At 38.6% G+C, this 17222-nt stretch carries 16 protein-coding genes; all 16 read left to right on the plus strand.

Annotated elements, in window-relative coordinates:
• Positions 1-110: 110 nt before the first annotated feature.
• The 16 genes from lpxK to Q0376_RS00385 all read left to right on the plus strand — a co-directional run bounded on the left by lpxK (position 111) and on the right by Q0376_RS00385 (position 16643).
• The gene (gene lpxK / locus Q0376_RS00310) at positions 111-1259 is read left to right on the plus strand and encodes a tetraacyldisaccharide 4'-kinase (RefSeq protein ID WP_298702992.1); all 1149 of its coding nucleotides are present in this window, start codon (positions 111-113) and stop codon (positions 1257-1259) included.
• Positions 1259-1993, plus strand: coding sequence for a 3-deoxy-manno-octulosonate cytidylyltransferase (gene kdsB, locus Q0376_RS00315; RefSeq protein WP_298702993.1), 735 nt, complete (start codon positions 1259-1261; stop codon positions 1991-1993). The genes lpxK and kdsB overlap by 1 nt, the downstream gene beginning before the upstream one ends.
• A gap of 293 nt (positions 1994-2286) precedes the next feature.
• Positions 2287-3105 carry a 3-deoxy-8-phosphooctulonate synthase gene (gene kdsA / locus Q0376_RS00320; protein WP_298702994.1) on the plus strand — a complete coding sequence of 273 codons (819 nt, stop codon included), beginning with the start codon at positions 2287-2289 and terminating at the stop codon, positions 3103-3105.
• A gap of 166 nt (positions 3106-3271) precedes the next feature.
• Positions 3272-4243: an SIS domain-containing protein gene (locus Q0376_RS00325; protein ID WP_298702995.1), complete on the plus strand. Its 972-nt coding sequence runs from the start codon at positions 3272-3274 to the stop codon at positions 4241-4243.
• Positions 4243-4764 carry an HAD family hydrolase gene (locus Q0376_RS00330; protein ID WP_298702996.1) on the plus strand — a complete coding sequence of 174 codons (522 nt, stop codon included), beginning with the start codon at positions 4243-4245 and terminating at the stop codon, positions 4762-4764. The genes Q0376_RS00325 and Q0376_RS00330 overlap by 1 nt, the downstream gene beginning before the upstream one ends.
• Positions 4765-4815: 51 nt before the next feature.
• On the plus strand, positions 4816-5934 hold the full coding sequence (locus tag Q0376_RS00335; protein ID WP_298702997.1) for a lysophospholipid acyltransferase family protein: 1119 nt from the start codon (positions 4816-4818) through the stop codon (positions 5932-5934).
• The gene (gene lptC, locus Q0376_RS00340; RefSeq protein ID WP_298703009.1) at positions 5921-6463 is read left to right on the plus strand and encodes an LPS export ABC transporter periplasmic protein LptC; all 543 of its coding nucleotides are present in this window, start codon (positions 5921-5923) and stop codon (positions 6461-6463) included. Before Q0376_RS00335 ends, lptC begins: the two co-directional genes overlap by 14 nt.
• Before the next feature lie 13 nt (positions 6464-6476).
• Positions 6477-7193, plus strand: coding sequence for an LptA/OstA family protein (locus Q0376_RS00345; protein ID WP_298702998.1), 717 nt, complete (start codon positions 6477-6479; stop codon positions 7191-7193).
• 12 nt (positions 7194-7205) lie between these two features.
• Entirely contained in the window at positions 7206-7925 is a 720-nt protein-coding gene (lptB, locus tag Q0376_RS00350) for an LPS export ABC transporter ATP-binding protein (protein WP_298702999.1), read from the plus strand.
• A 20-nt stretch (positions 7926-7945) separates the two neighbouring features.
• Positions 7946-9037 carry an LptF/LptG family permease gene (locus Q0376_RS00355; RefSeq protein ID WP_298703000.1) on the plus strand — a complete coding sequence of 364 codons (1092 nt, stop codon included), beginning with the start codon at positions 7946-7948 and terminating at the stop codon, positions 9035-9037.
• A 225-nt stretch (positions 9038-9262) separates the two neighbouring features.
• A complete protein-coding gene (locus Q0376_RS00360; RefSeq protein WP_298703001.1) occupies positions 9263-10438 on the plus strand; it encodes a DUF3084 domain-containing protein in 1176 nt (391 codons plus the stop codon).
• Positions 10439-10695: 257 nt separating this feature from the next.
• Positions 10696-11136, plus strand: a complete 441-nt coding sequence (locus Q0376_RS00365; RefSeq protein WP_298703002.1) for a hypothetical protein — start codon at positions 10696-10698, stop codon at positions 11134-11136.
• Positions 11137-11270: 134 nt separating this feature from the next.
• On the plus strand, positions 11271-12149 hold the full coding sequence (locus Q0376_RS00370) for a YitT family protein (protein WP_298703003.1): 879 nt from the start codon (positions 11271-11273) through the stop codon (positions 12147-12149).
• Positions 12150-12309: 160 nt separating this feature from the next.
• Positions 12310-12900, plus strand: a complete 591-nt coding sequence (lepB, locus tag Q0376_RS00375) for a signal peptidase I (protein WP_298703004.1) — start codon at positions 12310-12312, stop codon at positions 12898-12900.
• Positions 12901-13406: 506 nt separating this feature from the next.
• On the plus strand, positions 13407-14708 hold the full coding sequence (locus tag Q0376_RS00380; protein ID WP_298703005.1) for an S-layer homology domain-containing protein: 1302 nt from the start codon (positions 13407-13409) through the stop codon (positions 14706-14708).
• Between the two features lie 660 nt (positions 14709-15368).
• Positions 15369-16643 (plus strand): putative porin, encoded by a 1275-nt coding sequence (locus Q0376_RS00385; RefSeq protein WP_298703006.1) that lies wholly within the window; start codon positions 15369-15371, stop codon positions 16641-16643.
• Positions 16644-17222: the final 579 nt, after the last annotated feature.

Here is a 17222-nt window from a genome sequence, read left to right on the forward strand (position 1 = left end):
TTAGAAGTTCAGGTTGCTATGATTTGTAAAATAATCAGGCTTCGTTTACTAAGCGAAACTAAGTACGAATTTAACTTATGTAAGTATAAGGCGTAGAGGAGGGATGACGGATGAAAGGTGAAGTCATTTTTAAACGCATTATAAGTGGTAAAGCAAAGGACCCTGTGTCAGCAGCTGCTCGAGGTGGTCTTACCATATTGAGTAAATTATATGAAGCAGGAGTAACACAGCGCAATAAAAAGTTTGATGCTCAAACAGGCGTAAGTCATGCATCAGTGCCTGTTATCAGTGTGGGCAATATTACCGCAGGGGGAACGGGAAAAACCCCTATGGTACGTTATATCTGTCATATGTTAGAAGAACATGGCTGTAAACCGGCCGTGCTTAGTAGGGGGTATAAAGCAGCCAATAATGAGCAATCTCTCATTGTGTCGCGTCAAGGTTTATTAGAAGTGAGTCCTGCAGTAAGTGGTGATGAGGCCTATTTATTAGCTAAAAATTTAGGTCGTACTAGTGTAGTGATTGGACGCCACCGCTCTGAATCTGCCACCGTGGCTACGGAACAGCTCGGTAGTGATGTACTCGTGTTGGATGATGGCTTTCAGCATCGCCAGCTTTACCGTGATTTAGATATTGTTCTCATTGATGCGGCCAATCCGTTTGGCTACGGACATGTACTTCCAAGAGGTTTATTGCGTGAGCCTTTAGAGGGACTTAAACGGGCTCATAGCATTGTACTTACGAAAACAGACCAAGTACCAAAGGATATACTTTTTGGCGTAAAGCAGCAGTTGATGACCTACGCGCCACATATACCAGTGTTTGAAACTATTCATAAGCCCTTAGGTGTAGTTTCCTTAGGGCAGTGGGCGCAGGGCGAGCCTCTAACAGCTCAGATTGATGAAGCCAATCGAATGAGTGCCCGAAGTCATCGCCTCTTAGCTATCAGTGGCATTGGCCGACCTGAATCTTTTAAAGCAACGTTAGAACAGATTGGCCTAGCGCCGCAAGCAAGCCTAGACTCTGGAGATCACCATGAATATTCAGAGGATGATGTGATTCAAATGTATGCCAAATCCTTTGAACTTGGCTTGACTGCTATTATTACAACAGAGAAAGATGCAGTTAAACTCAATGAATTGAGCGCACTTAAGGATTTAAAACTACCAGTATTTGTAGTGCCTATTGGCATTGAATTTACGGCTCGTGAAGATGAATTTCAAGCCCTAGTTAGTACGGTGGGAAAGAAGGATAGATAATGAAAATTGCTTGTGTAATTCCAGCTCGTTATGCGTCAACTCGTTTGCCTGGCAAGCCTTTGGCGGATATTGCAGGAAAACCCATGATTCAGCGTGTATATGAACAAGTGGCCAAAGCGTCTCATCCAGATATGGTAATTGTGGCCACTGATGATAATCGAGTATATGATGTAGTTAAGGCCTTTGGTGGTACAGTGGCGATGACGCGGGCGGACCATTTAACTGGTACTGACCGCCTTGCCGAAGTAACTCGTGCCTATGATGATATTGATGTAATTATCAATGTGCAGGGGGATGAGCCTTTAATTGAGCCTACTTTGATTGATGAATTGGCTACCTTATTTGAAGCTGATGGGACTATACAAATGGCTACGGTAGGCGCGCCCCTATTGGAAGACGAATATAATGAGCCATCGGCGGTGAAAGTGGTGTGCAATAAAAAAGGGGATGCCATGTATTTTTCTAGATCTTTAATTCCCTTTCCACGAAATGCCTTTGTCAATGAACCATTAAAGCATATTGGTATCTATGCATATACAAGAGAGTTTTTACTTACCTATGCTGATATGGAGCCTACACCAGCTGAATTGACGGAATCCTTAGAACAATTAAGAGCTTTAGAAAATGGTGTTCCCATTCGTGTGATTAAGACAAAGGCTCGCTTTGTAGGTGTTGATACACCTGAGGACTTACGGGCTGTAAATGAGATCTTTAAGCAAAAATTCAATGCTTAGTTAAGTAAAAAATCCAATGCTTAGTTAAGTAAAAAAACAATGCTTAGAACAGCATTTTATATAGGATTTATTCATGTAGTTAATTTAAACTTTAGATTTTTAGGTTATAATATAAGTTAGGCCATAATAAATTAAGTTATAATAAATTAAGCTACAAATAATAAATTAAATTATAATAGGTTCTATTATATTAAGTTTGATTATATTAAGTTCGACTATATAGTCAATACATACACATGTAAAACAACTCATTAGAGTTATTCGTGATTAGTAAGCAAACAAGGAGATATACTATGAAAGAAGTTAAAGTCGGTAACCTCACATTAGATGGTGGCAAGGGTTTATTCTTACTCGCTGGACCTTGCGTAATCGAAGATCCAGAGCGCACGTTGGAAATTGGCCGTCGCGCAAAGAAAATTTGTGAACGTGTAGGGATTCCTTATATTTTCAAAGCTTCTTTTGATAAGGCCAATCGCTCGAGCTATAAATCATTCCGTGGCCCAGGACTTGAAGAAGGTCTTAAAATTTTAAGCCATATTAAAAAGGAATTACAAGTGCCTATCGTGAGCGATATTCACTCTGTAGAGCAAATCGAACCAGCTGCTGAAGTGCTAGATATTTTGCAGATTCCTGCCTTCTTATGTCGTCAAACAGATTTAGTCTATGGTGCAGCTAAAACAGGTAAGGCCCTAAATATCAAAAAAGGTCAGTTCTTAGCGCCAAATGATATGATTAATGTGGTGAAAAAAGTAGAAGAAGCAGGTAATCCTAATTTAATGCTTACTGAACGTGGTGCTACTTTTGGCTATAATAATTTAGTGGTGGATATGCGTTCCTTCCCGATTATGCGTAGCTTTGACTATCCAGTGATTTTTGATGCCACTCATAGTGTGCAATTACCTGGTGGTGCTGGTACAAGCTCTTCTGGTCAACGTGAATTTGTTCCATATTTATCTCGTGCCGCTGTGGCAGCTGGTGTGGATGGCTTATTTATGGAAGTTCATGACAATCCAGCTGAGGCTTTATCTGATGGCCCTAATATGGTGTATTTAGATCAATTAGAAGCGATTCTACGTGATTTAGTAGCTATTGATAAAATTGTAAAAGGCTAATAGTATTGAAGTAAAAACTAAAGTCGTAGCTATAAGAATTAAGATGATAGGTAAAGTAAAAGGCAAACTAATAGCTAATATAGTAGCTGCAACAAATGCTGACACATTAAATAATTCACAAGTTTAACTTGTAAGCGGATACAATCCAGAAGGGATGGCATAGCCAATGAATGTATTAGAACAGGCGGCCCAAGTGCTTCATGAAGAAGCACAGGCCATTGAAGCATTAATAACAACCTTAGATAGTAATTTCTCCGATGCCGTGTCTATGATTTTGGCCTCTAAAGGTCGTGTTGTATGTACTGGTATGGGTAAGTCTGGGCACATTGCACGCAAAGTAGCAGCTACCCTAGCGTCTACTGGCACACCAGCTTTATTCTTGCATCCAGGAGAAGGTGTTCATGGTGACTTAGGCATGGTCACTTCTGAAGATATTGTGCTCGCTTTTTCTAATAGTGGTGAAACTAGTGAAGTGGTAAGTTTATTGCCATCGTTGCGTCGCATTGGGGCTCGCCTTATTAGTGTAGTGGGAAACCGCAATTCTACCTTGTCTAAAAATTCTGACATTGTATTGCTTGTGGAAGTGGAAAAAGAAGCCTGTCCATTAGGTTTAGCACCAACTACGAGTACTACAGTTGCATTAGCTTTAGGTGATGCTTTGGCTGTTTGCCTTCTAGAACGTCATCATTTTACACCAGAAAACTTTGCTGTGTTCCATCCAGGTGGCTCTTTGGGTCGTAAGCTTTTGCTTACAGTGGAAAATATTATGCATTCTGGTACAGACAATCCAGTGGTATATAAGGGCTCTTCAGTACGAGATGCCTTATTTGTCATGACTGAGAAGGGCCTTGGTGCCACCAGTGTTATCGATGATGATGGGGTATTGATTGGTTTAGTAACAGATGGCGATATTCGCCGTGGTTTAGATTCGGGCAGTAATTTCTTAGAATGGCCTGTGGAAGATATGATGACAACTATGCCACGTACTATTACTAAGGATAAACTAGCTGCTGAAGCACTTCATATTATGGAGAAAAATCAACCCCGTCCAATTACTGTATTACCAGTTGTAGATCATAACAAACATTCCATTGGGATTGTTCATATTACAGACTTATTACGTCGAGGTATCGTATAATGGCCATAAAATGTTTAGTCTTAGATGTTGATGGGGTCATGACTGAGGGGCATATAATTTATAGTTCCAGTGGAGAAGAAATAAAAGCCTTTCATGCACAAGATGGCTTGGGATTAACCTTAGCTCGCAAAGCAGGTTTAAAAATTGCTGTTATTACGGGGCGCGTATCGGATATGGTGGCGCGACGCACATCAGAATTGAAGTTTGATTTTGTGCGCATGGGTTCAAAAAATAAAAGTAAAGATTTGATGGAATTAATGGAAACATTTCAGTTGCAACCTGAGGAAGTAGCCTATATGGGGGATGACTTAAATGATTTTGGCGTATTCCATAAAGTAGGTTTTCCTATTTCGCCAGCTAATGGTGTAGAGGAAATCAAAGCGAAAGCTGCTTATGTAACGAAGGCCCGTGGTGGCCATGGGGCAGTGCGCGAAGCTATAGAGAAAATTTTAAAAGATCAAAAACAATGGGAATCTTTAGTGGCGTCATATAAAAACGAATTATATGAACAAGGTCAATAATATGATGTATAATATGGCACATGAAAAGAATTCGAAGGAGGCTCGTACGGTATGTCAAATGAGTGGCAATACTCGTTGTTAAAGAAACTAAGTGCCTTTACCTGCAAGCTGTCGTATCGCACGATACTTCGCATTGGTGAGACCTTAGGGCCTTTATATTCGCTATTTGGAAAAAAACAAAAAAAACGGGGCATTAAAAATGTCATGATTGGCCTTGGCGTTTCCGAAGCTGAAGCTGAAGAAGTGCTCGGTGAGTTATTTAAAAACTTAGGTCGATCGGCCTTAGAGATTTTATATATGCCCAATTTAACGAAGGAATTTATTGACGAACATATTGAAATGCATGGCCTTGCCTATCTTGATAAGGCCTTGGCTGAACAACGTGGGGTTGTAATTCTTACGGCTCATGTGGGCAATTGGGAATGGATGGGCGCTGCGCTTGCCGCTGCTGGGTATCCATCAACTACAATTGTTAAGAAACAGCCAAATGCACAAGTAACACGTTTGTTAAATGAATATAGAGAAATGGTAGGGCTTGAAGTATTTGCCCGCGGCGGATCTGAAATGATTCGCGCTGTGAAAGCTATGAAGCAAAAGAAATTGCTAGGCTTTTTAGCCGACCAAGATGGTTATATTCAAGGATTTCCAGTGGAGTTTTTGGGGCAAGAATCCTCAGCTGTTATTGGACCGGCTACATTTGCGCAGAAGTTTAAGGCCCCAGTAGTACCTGTATTTGCTCATCGCAAGGCGGATGGAATTGGCCATGTGGTGGAAATTTTACCACCTCTTTATTATGAGGATACAGGCAATGAACAGGAAGATTTATATCGCTTAACTGAAGCTACTGTGTGGGTTACAGAAGAGTTTATTAAAGCTCATCCTACTGAGTGGTTATGGTTCCAACATCGCTGGAATACAAAGTTACATGAAATAGAAAATATTGAAGAGAAACTTAAAGTACGTGATGCAGTGCATGCACGAGATCGTCAGAACGGAGCCAGTGCAGCCAATCAAGCCATGACTGTTGAATCTCATGAAAAATCTCATGAAAAATCTCATGAAGTGCCACATAGCAATGTGACAGAAGGGGCATCAACAGCTCAAGATTTCAAAGTAAGTGATGATACTCAAGCACAGCAGGAGGCAGTGAATAGTGATGTGGAAAAATAACAAAAAAACTATAATTGCTTCAGCTGTTGTGCTCATTTTAATAGGCCTTTTTGTGTGGATTTTTAAAATTAGCTCTGTAGAGACGCCAGATGATCCTACACAGCCAAAGGGCGATTTAGTTACCTTTGATGGCTCTACTATTACGGAGGAATCGGAAGGTAAATTGGCTTGGTCAGTTACAGCAGAACAAATAAAGGTGAATCCAAAGACTAAAGAAGTATACCTCACCAATATGAAAGCTAATTTTTTCAAAGAAGGTAAAGAATTAGTTGTAACTGCACCTCGTGGTCATATGACAGCGGATCACAATACCTTCCAATTAGCTGGTGGTGTGGTTGCTGTCGATCAAGATGGTGCAGAACTTAAAACTGAGGCAGTGAATTACAATAATAAGTCTAAAAAATTAAGTTCAGAAACAGCCTTTACATTTAACAATAAAGAGGCTACTATTACGGGTGATACATTTGAAGCCGATACTGTTTTGCAAAAAGTCATTGCAAAAGGTCATGCTAAGTTAGAGAAGAAGTAGTGGAGGAATTAACATGAAATTGAAAAAGGTTATGGCCGTAACCGCTATAGTGATGGGTTTGGCAGCTCCGGTGTGGGCCGCTGCTACCTCTAACTTAATGATTACTGCTGATAAACTTGAATATGAAGGTAGCACCGGCAAAGCAACTGCTAAGGGCAATGTTGTGATTATCAATGAAGATAAGACTATGACGGGCCGAGAAGGTTGGTACAATACTAAGACGCAAGAGGCCTTTTTAACAGGTGGCGTCAGCATGATTGGTACCAACACGAGCATGAGTGCATCTCAGCTTCATAGTACGAAAAACGAAATCATTGAAGCCACAGGCAATGTGCGCTTACAAAAAGACAATAAGCAAGTGTTCGGTAATACTGTAAAGTACAATACGAAAACTGATTATGGCACTAGCACAGGCAATGCTAAGCTCGTTATGGATGATGCTGTATTGACGGGCGATTTTGTAGAAGGTTGGCTCAATGAGATTAAAGCTACTGCGCAAGGCCATGTAACCTTACATAGTAGTAAACATAATTTAGATGCAAGTGCTGATAATGCAGTGTACGCACAGACACCAGGCCAAAATGATGGCGTCGCTTATTTGACAGGCAATGCGCATGCCGTGCAAAATGGCAATGTAGTGAATGCACCAGAGCTTAAGCTTGAAATGAAAGATAATTCTGTGCAGACCGTAGGTGGTCGCAGTACCTTAATTATTACGCCACAACAATAAGGAGCGGTGTGGATGTATATAGAAACAGTTGATTTAGTAAAAACATATAAAGGCCGCAATGTTGTAGATGGCGTTAGCATTAAGGTAAAAGAAGGGGAAGTTGTAGGCCTTCTAGGCCCTAATGGAGCTGGTAAGACTACGACTTTCTACATGATTGTAGGTATTGAAAAACCTAATGCCGGTCAAATTCATATAGGTGGCCGCGATATTTCCCTCATGCCTATGTATAAGCGTGCAGCACAAGGCATTGGGTATTTACCACAAGAAGCGTCAGTATTTCGCTCTTTGTCAGTGGAAGATAATTTACGCGCTATGCTAGAGACGACCCATTTATCTAAAAAGGAAATTGAAGCGAAAGTAGAGTCCTTGTTAGAAGAGTTCCACATTACACATGTAAGAACTCGTCAGGGCATGCAATTATCTGGTGGCGAACGTCGTCGTGTAGAAATTGCCCGCTGTATTGCTTTAGAGCCGAGCTTCATTTTACTTGATGAACCATTCGCAGGGGTTGACCCTATAGCGGTGGCTGATATACAATCAATCATACGACATTTAAAAGAGCGAGGTATTGGTGTACTCATTACAGACCATAATGTGCGTGAAACCTTGGGGATTGTTGACAAGGCCTATATTTTGAGTGCTGGGAAGATTCTCATCGAAGGATCAGCTGATGAGATTGCATCAAGCCCAATTGCTCGTAAATTCTATTTGGGCGATGAGTTCAAGATGTAATCGGGAGGTAGTTGGCATTCATGCGTATATTAGATAAATATATACTGAAGGCATTTATAGGGCCTTTCTTATTTGGCATCTTTGCGTTTACTAGTATTTTCGTAGGTACTGGCACCTTATTCCGCATTGCCCAATTCATAACTGAATATGGCGCCTCCATATGGGCTGTTACACGAGCCTTTGTGCTGGCCTTACCGGGCATTGTAGTATTGACCTTCCCCATGGCCGTACTATTGGCTAGTTTATTAGCCTTTGGGCGGTTAAGTGGGACTAGTGAAATTATTGTAATGCGTGCTGGCGGGCTTAGCTTTTTGCGACTAGCCATGCCAGTGTATGTGACGGCATTAATCATTTCCTTAGGAGCCATTGCTTTTAATGAATATGTAGTGCCGGCCTCAAATCATGCGTATCAAAATATTATTCGCAATGAAATTAAGCGCCAAGCAGCGCCACAAGCGCAGGAACATATTGTTATTAAAAATATGGACGGTGGCGACATTAGCACCTTGGTGTATGCAAAACGTTATGATGCAGATACAAAATTAATTACAGGGATTACGGCTCAGCTCTTTACGAATGGGGAAGTAACGCAAATTGAAAATGCGGCTACAGCGACTTGGAATGGTACTTATTGGGTAATGCATAATGGCGTTGTGTATGATTTGGCTCCAGATGGACAAGGCGTAGAACGAACTATGCACTTTAAAGACCAAGTCCTACCTGTTGCAAAAGACCCAAAACAAATCTCTCAGGAGCAACGCGATCCTGAAGAGATGACGATTAAAGAATTGCGCGCACAAGTAAAAGCCTTAAAAGGCACGGGCGTAAATTATAAAAAATGGGAAATGGAAATGTATCAGCGTTTCACTATTCCTGTGGCCAGCTTTGTGTTTGCTCTTGTAGGGGCTCCTTTAGGCCTTCAAAAGCAACGCTCTAGTTCGTCCATTGGCTTTGGTCTTAGTGTATTAATCATATTCATTTATTATGGTGTTATGACATTCACTGGTGCCCTTGGTAAAGGTGGAGCCTTGCCACCAATGGTAGCTGCTTTGATTCCAGACACTTTGGGAATTATTGCAGGCTTGTGGCTCAATTGGCGTGTGTCTAAATAACCCCTAGGCTGTTTACAGAGTAATAACAGTTTTAGTGTAGTAAATAAAAAGGTTTTCAACCAGTAATTTTACAAATTACAAGTTGAGAGCCTTTTTCTTTTTGAAAAAATAGAGTAAAATAGAGAAAGAGCATATACTACTCATAGTATGTAATATGTTTTAGTGTACTATGTTAGGTAGTTATGTGTGGTAATTGTGTGTGAATGAAAGAAAGGAGTGACACCCATGTTAGTAGGTATAAGTCTATTGTTTATCATTGCTATTATGGGCGGTGCTATTGCTTTCATTGGCGATAAATTAGGGAGTAAAGTAGGCAAGAAAAAAATGTCTATTTTTGGTCTACGACCTAAACATACCTCTATTATTATGACCATTGTAACGGGCGTATTAATTTCTGTTCTTACTATTGGTATCTTAAGTTTAGCTTCGGAAAATGTTCGTATTGCCCTATTTGGGATGGAACAATTACGGGCAGAAATGGCGCAGCTTACTTCAGATGTGGATAAGAAAAATGCCGAATTAGAGGCTGGCAAGAAAGAATTAGAAGAGAAGACAAAAGCCGTAAACACTATGCGTCAAGAAGTACAAGCTACGCAGGAAGAAATTGAGGAAGTACGTGCTGCTCGTGAGGCTATGGGTGCTGAACTTGTTTCTGTACAAGAAGCGTATAAAACAGCTAATGATAAATTACAGCAATCGGCTGTAGCACTAAAGGATTTAGAAGCAAATAAGAAAGAACTAGAAAGTCATATTGAAGACTTGCGGGTTACAACGGAACGCTTGGAAGCTGGTATTGCTCATGTTCGTGAAGGCGCTGTATTGTTTAGAAATGGCGAGGTTTTAAGTGGTGCACTCATTCGCCCAGGCCTTAATGAAGAGGAAACAACGGCAGCGATTACAGATATTTTAAATGATACTAATGGCTTGATTCTACGTCGTTTAGGTATCGATGAGACAAAGGCTGTTATTTATGTTAGCCGCTCTAATTTAAATGAAGTGGCTAAACAAGTGGCCGAGTCGAATGAGCCTATGACAGTTCGTATTACAGCGGCCGCGAATATCATATATGGTGAAGTGGCGTTAGCCGAAATTCACGCCTATCCATATAAGGAAGTATTTTCTAAAGGTACCGTTATTACCTCTACCGTTGTGGAAGGTGGCTCTGATGCACAGTATGAAGTATTAACTTTCTTACAATCTGTTAATGCTAAGGCTAAGGAACAAGGTGTATTACCTGATCCATTGACTGGTAAGGTAGGGTCCATACCAGGCGGCGATTTATTCGATATTATTCGACAGATTAGCCAGCTTAACCATTCCGTGCGATTAGATGCTGTAGTAAAAGAGGATGCTTATACTACGGGGCCTATTCAAATTGAATTGCGCATTAGAGATATATAGAATCAGGCGAGCCCTATGGCGAAACCTATGAAACTGAACTGACTATTGCCATATAGACTGCCTGTACTAGGCAGTCTTTTTTTGGAAGATATTTTATGTATTATTATAAAATATCTTCAGCGGATATTACGAAGTATAGCTGCTGAACTATTACGAAGTATATTTGCTATACTGTTATAAAGTATGTTTGCTGTACTACTATGAAATATATTCATTGTACTATTACGGACGTAGTTTAATTCCTATGAGGAGGGCTTATGAATACACTAGCTAGGGGCACGCTAATTGCCATTGACCCGGGCCGTGAGAAAACGGGCATGGCTTTGATTAAAAGCACTGATGGAGGCTTATTGGAAAAAGTGATAGTTCCCACAGAAGAAGTGCCTGCATATTGCCAAAAATGGCTACAAAAGGACAGGTCTGTGGAAATCATTGTTTGCGGTAATGGCACCAATCATGCAAAGGTGTCCAATGCTGTAAAAGAGGCAGTTCAATCCTATGGGAAGAACGTTGTTTTGACTGATGAAGCTCACACGACGGAAGAGGCTAGGCGCCGTTATTTTGAATATAATCCACCTAAGGGGCTAAAACGTTTACTTCCTAAAGGAATGTTATATCCGCCTGAACCGGTGGATGACTTTACAGCTTGGATTATTGGCGAGAGATACTTACAAAAGATACATAATCATGGTAAATAAGCTTTAATAAGATAAAAATTATAAAAAAATTTAGCAAAAAATGAAATTTTATATTGAAAAATATTGATATATCGTTGATAATAATAAGTGGACATAAAATAATTTAAATATTGTAGTATGAAGGGAGATTGTTGATGGCAGAATATAAAAAACCTCAAAAACAAAAATTAACTTGGAAAGATATTTTAATTCGATATATATGGATTGTAATTGGTGCGGCCATTTATGCCTTTGGACTTGACGTACTCTTAGTACCGAAGAGCATCATTGACGGTGGCGTAGTTGGTATTGCTCTTATGGCCGCTGAATTGACAGGCATTTCCTTTAGTATTTACTTAGTGCTTATTAATTTGCCGTTTTTATACGTAGGATATAAATTAATCGGTAAGAGCTTTACTATTGCTACCTTGTTTGGCGTAGTATGTATTTCCATTATGTCCTTGTTCATGCACCAAGTGACACCGCCTGATATTGATCCGTTCTTGGCAGCTGTATTTGGTGGCGTTATTCTTGGCATCGGGGTGGGCCTCATTATTCGAAATGGTGGTTCCCTTGATGGTGTAGAAATTGTAGCCATAATTATGGATAAGAAGAGCTCTTTCTCCGTAGGCGAAATTGTTATGATTTGTAATCTTTTCATTTTAGGGGCCGCTGGTTTTGTATATAATTGGAGCAGTTCTTTGTACTCTCTCATTGCGTACTTTGTAGCCTATAAAATGATGGATATGACCATTACCGGTTTAGAAGAGTCTAAGGGCGTTATGATTATTACAGACAAGCCTGATGAAATTCGCGAAGCCTTAATGCATCGTCTCGGTCGTGGTGTAACTGTCTTATTCGGCGAAGGTGGGTATTCAAAAGAACCGAAAAAAGTGCTATACTCAGTAGTAACGCGTCTTGAAATTACAAAGATGAAAGATATCGTCTATGAACAAGATGATAATGCGTTTATAACTATTACTGATGTTCATGATGTATTTGGCGGTCAATTTGGTAAGAAAACAATTCACTAATCACTATAGTGATATAGTGATAATCTATTACTCGTGAGTCATAATCTATTACTTATGAGTCGCAATATATTACTTATGAGTGTTAATATGTTACGCGCCACTACATAGGGTGAACGAAATCTACTGGGATGAAAGGAGCTAGACTTAGTCTAGAGAGCATATGTCAGAAGAAAGATCAATTGGAAAACAAATTATACATGAAGTGGGCGAGTGGCTCTATGCCATTATTATTGCCTTAGTGGTGGCTATATTAGTTCATATATTTGTAGGTCAAATTACCCGTGTATCTGGTGAATCAATGGAGAACACATTCCATAATGGTGATTTCCTGGTGGTATCAAAATGGGATCATATACGTGGCAATACACCAGCATATGATGACATAGTGATTATTGATAGCCGTGTAAAACGTGAACGCACATGGCAAGATGATGTAAGCGATGTAGTATCTAATTACTTATCTATTTTTAGTAAAGATGCGGAACGTCATGATGCTTGGGTAAAACGTGTTATCGGATTACCTGGTGATACATTAGAATTTAAAAATGGTCATGTATGGCGCAATGGCAAAGAATTGGAAGAAACCTATACAAAAGAACCGACCATGAATTACAGTCAAACAGCACCAGTTGTCGTGCCTGAAGGTCATGTATTTGTAATGGGAGATAATCGCAATCATTCCAGTGATAGCCGTTTCATTGGTCCTGTACCGATTGTGAATGTCATTGGTAAGGTTGTATATCATATATAATAGGCAAATTCTATTATAATAGGCATACTTAACTATAATAGGTAAATTCAATAATAAAAAAAATGGAATAAAGCATCTAGTTTGCAAAAATTAGCAACTAGGTGCTTTTTATTTTTGAAAAAATACATGATGATGTAAAGCACAATTTTTAGAAAAGTGCCACTATGTATAGCTTTATATGAAACTAGAGGGGAGGTTTAAAGTTCCAATAGTACTTTGATTCTACCTTAACTATCTGCAATATAAAGAGAATAAGAGCTATAGGGAACTATATGGAGTATGTGAAAATAAAATGAAAAAAACGAGCAAATAATCCTTTACAGGGAAACAATTGTATGTTAATATGGTGGCGTCTATAGGTAAACTACTTATTAATTCTTGATAAAATCTAATGCGATGCCGATGAAACGTGGATACTCAGAATTTCATTGTTTATATCTTTTGTTAATAACTAGGGAACTAGAATAGACATTTCTATTCTTTTTTTGCCGAAAGGGGTAAAGACAATGAAAAAACGTTTTGCTACAATGCTTGCAGCAACAGCTGTGCTTGGTGTAACTACTGCTTTTGCAGCGAATCCATTCTCTGATGTAACTCCCAATGATTGGGCATACCAAAGCGTAGCACAATTGGCTGAAGCTGGCGTAATCAATGGGTATCCAGATGGCACTTTCAAAGGCCAAAACAACATCACTCGTTTCGAAATGGCTCAAATGGTAGCGAAAGCTATGGCTAACCAAGAACGTGCGAATGCAGAACAACAAGCTGTAATCAATCGTTTAGCTGAAGAATTCTCCAGCGAATTAAACAATCTTGGCGTTCGCGTATCTGCTTTAGAAGATAAAGTGGGCAATGTAAAAGTATTCGGTGATGGCCGTATCCGTTATCGTGGTTCCGAAAGTGGTTCCAATAACTATTTAGCAACTACAAATAATCCAAATAAAACATCTGTATTCGACTATCGTGCTCGTATTAACTTCCAAGCTACTGTTAACGAAAACACAACGGCTTTAGTTCGTGTAGCTACATCTGGCATGGTGGAAATGGGTACTGGTGCTAATGAAACTAAAGAAGCTCGCATTGACCGTGCCTTAGTTAACCATAAATTTGGTGACAATACTACATTAACAGTAGGTCGCCAAGCATTATACATTGGTGATGGCTTAATTTTTGATGATGCTTATGATGCAGCTAAACTTCAATACCGCACTAAGGACTTCTCCTTAGCAGCAAGCTATGGTTCCTTTGTAGCTGGTAGCTTAGTAAATGCTGAAAAAGATGCGACTGGCAAGCTTATCAACAAATCCTTTAGTAATTCTACGGCTGATGACAACTACACAGTAACTTTATTAGAAGCAGCTGGTAAACTTGGTGACCATGCAACTTTAGGCGGTTACTATATCTTCGCTAATAAAGGCTTCGATAATGACATCTATGGTGGTTATGTAAATCTTAACTTTGACAAAGTTTGGATTGGCGGCGAATATGCAACCTTCAGTGATGATGTAAATGGCAGCAGCAAAAATGATGCTTGGATTGCAGGCATTGGCTATGGTAACTTTAATATGAGTAAACAAGGTACTTGGGATGTTAAATTACGTTATGTTGATGAAAGCGAAAATTCACCAGTAATTTCTTCCACATTCATCACACCTAAATCTCAAGACTTCAAAGCTTGGTTTGTAGCTGGCCGTTATGCTCTTGAAAAGAACTTAAGTTTAGTAGGTTACTACTTATTTGATGCAGAAAAACAAGATGGCACATCTATGCCAGATTTCTACCGTGCAGAATTAAATTACAAATTCTAAGATCGGTATGTAAACGATCCTATTAATATATACTAATATTGAGTGGGATAGGGAACTGCATATTATATAATTAATAAAAAGACTAGAAGACATTTTGTCTTTTAGTCTTTTTTTATACATTTTATCTTTTTTATGCTTTTAGGAGTAACTAAGATAATTTTAGGAGTGCATAACATAATAAAATTGCCAAGGAAAAGAAGAAAATATTTAGAAATCTCTAAAATATATGCAGAAGTCTATAAAATATATGCAGAAATCTCTGAAATATATGTAGAAATCTATATAGAAAATGAAGATGATTTTCTATTAAGTGGAATTAATTGATAAAAAGAGTTGGATTTATTTTTACTTAGGATGAAATAATCTTCACAATAATAAAAATAATGTATTTTTATAGTATAAAAGTATCTCCTCAGTGGATTTTGATTAAAGGTAGATGAAAACTGTAAGGTTAAAATGAGTTTTCTATGAATTTTTGGTAATTTCATTTTACTTTCAGTACCACCATGGTACTATACTTACAGAAAGAGTTTTCGAAGTGAAAACAACTACTACATGAGATGTAAAGGAAACGTGGATACTTTATAATACTTATATAGTAGATGTCAAGCGGAGAAATCTCTTAAGAAATTTTTTATTTCCTGAAAGGAGATTTTTATTATGAAAAAACGTTTTGCAACTATGTTAGCAGCAACAGCAATTTTAGGGGTAACTTCTGCATTTGCAGCAAACCCATTCTCTGATGTAACACCTAATGATTGGGCTTACCAAAGTGTATCTCAATTAGCATCTGCAGGTATCATTAACGGTTATCCAGATGGTACGTTCAAAGGTCAAAATAACATTACTCGTTATGAAATGGCTCAAATGGTAGCGAAAGCAATGGCTAACCAAAGTCGTGCTACAGCAGAACAACAAGCTATGATTAATCGCTTAGCTAATGAATTCTCTGATGAATTAAATAATTTAGGTGTACGTGTTTCTGAACTTGAAAATAAAGTAGGTAATGTAAAAGTAACTGGTGATGCTCGTCTTCGTTATCAAGGTTCCGATGAAAAAGGCGTAATTAGCTCCGATAATAAAGACAAAAAATCTACATTCGATTATCGTGCCCGCGTACAATTCAATGCTACCGTAAATGACAACACATCTGCAGTAGTTCGTTTAAGCTCTGGTTACAATGAATTCGGTAATGGTGTTAATAGCTCTGACAATGATATCTCCATTGACCGCGCTTATGTAGCACATCAATTTGGTGAAAATACAACAGGTATTGTTGGTCGTTACAATGCATTCGTTGGTAATGGTTTAATCTATGATGATACATTCGATGGGGCAGCACTTGCTTATGACAATGGTAACTTCAGTGCTTTAGCAGGTTATGGTTCCTTCGTTGAAGGTGGCTTCGGTAATTCCTATGCTAATGGCAATGAATATACTACAAGCTTTGAAGATGCATCTTCCGATGATAATGCGACAGTAACCTTGTTACAAGCAAAAGGTAAACTTGGTGAACATGCAACCTTAGGTGGTTTCTATGCATTTGGTAATAAAAACTTAGATGATGATATTTATGGTGGTTCCTTAGACTTGAACTTCAATAAAGTATGGCTTGGCGGTGAATACGCACAGTTTAAAGATGCTGATGACGGAAGTGCTTGGGTAGCAGGTATTGGTTATGGTGATTATGATATCGAAAAAGCTGGTACTTGGAGCGCAAAAGTTCAATACTTCGATGAAGATCAAAACTCCCCAGTAATTAGCTCTACATTCAACCAACCATACAATGCTGACTACAAAGCTTGGATGGCAAGTGTAGATTACTCCTTAGCTAAAAACGTAGGTCTTTCCGCTTACTATGCATTTAATGCAGAAGATCAAAAAGGTGGCGACTTACCAGATTACTACCGTGCAGAATTGAACTACAAGTTCTAATTAGGCCAGTAAATAAAATAACAACTTAGATTTTATTGAAACCCATTATATAATTGTGAAAATCCATTAGAACATTAGTAGAAAATTAATATAAAATGGAGACATAATAGGGGGATAATAGAGGAAATGTTGTTACATAATAAGAATATATTGGTAAATAATTGAGAAAACTTTAAAAATTTTATCAGAAAACTATATATAAGTTTTCAAAAATATTAATAAAGAAAGAAGGCTCAGTATGGGGCCTTCTTTTTTGTTTTATAATTTTAAATTAAGTGAAAAATAGTAAAAACTCTATGGTAAAAAATAGTTTTTTGAAGTGAGAATGTTCATAAAAACTTTACTTTTAAAATTAACTATGCTATCATAACGATAGATTCAGTGAGCTGAAGAACATTATGACTGTAAAGTATAACTACTTGTGAGGGAACGTGGAAACTCCAGGATTGCGTTATATGGCATAGTAATTATGTTTCGGAAGCGAACAGAAATCTAACTTATTTTATTTTTCTGTTTTTTACCGAAAGGGGTAATTACAATGAAAAAACGTTTTGCAACTATGCTAGCAGCAACTGCTGT

This window comes from uncultured Veillonella sp., from assembly GCF_937981445.1.
Lineage (GTDB): Bacteria > Bacillota > Negativicutes > Veillonellales > Veillonellaceae > Veillonella_A.

Excerpts from the sequence above, each read along its gene's own strand:
- Q0376_RS00330 (WP_298702996.1), top strand. The coding sequence starts at position 4,243 with ATGGCCATAAAATGTTTAGTCTTAGATGTTGATGGGGTCATGACTGAG.
- Q0376_RS00360 (WP_298703001.1), top strand. The coding sequence starts at position 9,263 with ATGTTAGTAGGTATAAGTCTATTGTTTATCATTGCTATTATGGGCGGT.
- lptC (WP_298703009.1), top strand. The coding sequence starts at position 5,921 with ATGTGGAAAAATAACAAAAAAACTATAATTGCTTCAGCTGTTGTGCTC.
- Q0376_RS00385 (WP_298703006.1), top strand. The coding sequence starts at position 15,369 with ATGAAAAAACGTTTTGCAACTATGTTAGCAGCAACAGCAATTTTAGGG.
- kdsA (WP_298702994.1), top strand. The coding sequence starts at position 2,287 with ATGAAAGAAGTTAAAGTCGGTAACCTCACATTAGATGGTGGCAAGGGT.
- Q0376_RS00365 (WP_298703002.1), top strand. The coding sequence starts at position 10,696 with ATGAATACACTAGCTAGGGGCACGCTAATTGCCATTGACCCGGGCCGT.
- Q0376_RS00355 (WP_298703000.1), top strand. The coding sequence starts at position 7,946 with ATGCGTATATTAGATAAATATATACTGAAGGCATTTATAGGGCCTTTC.
- lpxK (WP_298702992.1), top strand. The coding sequence starts at position 111 with ATGAAAGGTGAAGTCATTTTTAAACGCATTATAAGTGGTAAAGCAAAG.
- lptB (WP_298702999.1), top strand. The coding sequence starts at position 7,206 with ATGTATATAGAAACAGTTGATTTAGTAAAAACATATAAAGGCCGCAAT.
- lepB (WP_298703004.1), top strand. The coding sequence starts at position 12,310 with ATGTCAGAAGAAAGATCAATTGGAAAACAAATTATACATGAAGTGGGC.
- Q0376_RS00345 (WP_298702998.1), top strand. The coding sequence starts at position 6,477 with ATGAAATTGAAAAAGGTTATGGCCGTAACCGCTATAGTGATGGGTTTG.
- Q0376_RS00380 (WP_298703005.1), top strand. The coding sequence starts at position 13,407 with ATGAAAAAACGTTTTGCTACAATGCTTGCAGCAACAGCTGTGCTTGGT.
- Q0376_RS00335 (WP_298702997.1), top strand. The coding sequence starts at position 4,816 with ATGTCAAATGAGTGGCAATACTCGTTGTTAAAGAAACTAAGTGCCTTT.
- kdsB (WP_298702993.1), top strand. The coding sequence starts at position 1,259 with ATGAAAATTGCTTGTGTAATTCCAGCTCGTTATGCGTCAACTCGTTTG.
- Q0376_RS00370 (WP_298703003.1), top strand. The coding sequence starts at position 11,271 with ATGGCAGAATATAAAAAACCTCAAAAACAAAAATTAACTTGGAAAGAT.
- Q0376_RS00325 (WP_298702995.1), top strand. The coding sequence starts at position 3,272 with ATGAATGTATTAGAACAGGCGGCCCAAGTGCTTCATGAAGAAGCACAG.